The organism is Allobosea sp. P1_A7 (genome assembly GCF_056406775.1).
The window spans coordinates 1-1,661 of sequence record NZ_JBFTZN010000537.1 but is presented as its reverse complement, the minus strand read 5'-3'; the positions used below and the strand labels follow the sequence as shown (position 1 = coordinate 1,661).

Sequence of the window (1,661 nt, the reverse complement as noted above, 5' to 3'; positions counted from 1 at the left end):
TTCTTGAACAGCAGCAAGGAGCGGTGCCGGTAGCAGTAGCAACCTTCCAGGCCGCCCGATCCGCAATTGAACGGAACCTGGGATAGCCATTCGGCCCAAGCAGAGCGCCTTCATCCGCTAACCGCCCAAAGATCGCCAGTTCGTGCGATCAGGGCTGAGGACAAGATCGTCAGCGAGGGGAGCCGGCAGGGGCAGAACTCGGACCGAGTTCCTCGAAGCGCAGGAAAGTCCGCCAACTATGCTGTAGGCTCTACTGTTCCCACCTGATCAAAAAGAGGCCGCCCGTTGGCGGCCGAGTGGAGGGGAACGCCGCGTGGAGGTGTCGCCGCGCCCCCTATTGTTACTCGCTCGCGAGGTAGCAGCAAGGTCGGCATGAGACAAAAGGCGTAGAACCAGTTAGCGAAGCGATAAACGTGCACCTTAGGATATTGCCAAGTTGAAGCACCGAGCGTCGCCGGATCTCGGGAGGGCGGCGTTCGTCACTCCTCAGAACTTGCGCGGTACAAGCGGGCCAACCTCACGTACGATTCTGGTCAAGCGGCTACACCGCAAGCAGATGCTGCCCCTCTTCTCGAAGCTGCCTCCTTGCCTGATCGGCGTGGAGGCCTGCGGAACGGCGCATCACTGGGCACGCACGCTCGCCAACATGGGCCACAAAGTGCGGCTGATTCCTCCGTCCTACGTGAAGGCCTACATCAAGCGCGGCAAGAGCGATGCGCTCGACGCCGAAGCGATCTGCGAAGCCGTCCACCGTCCGACGATGCGGTTTGTGCCGGGCAAGACGGTGGAGCAACAGAGTGTGCTCATGACTCATCGCGCCCGATCCCTGCTCGTGCGCCAACGCACCATGTTGGCCAATGCCGTGCGCGGGCATCTGGCGGAGCTGGGCCTCGTCGCCAACCCCGGTATCGCCCATCTTGCGAGGCTCGCCGAGCAGGCGCTTGCCGACAAGGATGCGCTGCCATCCTATGCTCGATCCGCTCTGGAGATATTGATCCGCCAGATCGTGACGATCAGCAGCGGCGAGATTGCAGTCCTCGACCAACAGCTCACCGCCTGGCATGCCGAGAGCGAAACTAGTCGCAGGCTCGCCGCCATCCCTGGCCTCGGCGTGATCACGGCCACGGCAGTGCCGCAGCCGTAACCGATCCCGACCAGTTCCGGACTGACTCCGCCGCAACACTCCTATCTAGATTGCTACCCGTAAAATCGGCCCGAGGGTTGCTTCCCACGGGGCGAAGTTGGCAATCAAATGCGCGTGGCATTGATGGAAATACCGGTCCGCGGGAAGAGGCTACCTCGTGAATAACGTGGCCTTACAAACCGCCAGATGCTTATAAAATCGCGTCTTTATTCATTGGCCGATCAACGAATGCCGTCTGATTTCTTCCAAGATGGGTAGGAGGCGGCATTTGAGCCGTAACATTCGGTGAGTCCGAAGTGCCGACGAGAGGCAAAACGGCCTCTTCGCGCTTCAACCGGTTGAACATTTCAGTAATCGGGTTATGTGGCCGAGAGGTCGGCACGTTTGGCTGCATCCTCATTCTTCCTGAATTAATGGCAGGGGCTCCATTAGCAATCGGCAGGCGGGCGACCGTTTGACTGATCGAACCTCGTCGAGGATGTTTCACAGCGGTAAATGAAAGCTTACACAGTGAGAA

Annotated in this window: 1 protein-coding gene and 1 pseudogene; one reads left to right on the top strand and one right to left on the bottom strand. The window is 59.6% G+C overall.

The features are described 5' to 3' along the window. Positions 1 to 514 precede the first annotated feature (514 nt). Positions 515 to 1,221, top strand: a pseudogene (locus AC1D34_RS37380) (IS110 family RNA-guided transposase); the annotation flags it as partial. 113 nt (positions 1,222 to 1,334) lie between these two features. Here the strand turns inward: AC1D34_RS37380 and AC1D34_RS37375 are convergent. Next, the coding region (locus AC1D34_RS37375; protein WP_476827006.1) for a hypothetical protein at positions 1,335 to 1,661 on the bottom strand (327 nt) is incomplete at its 5' end.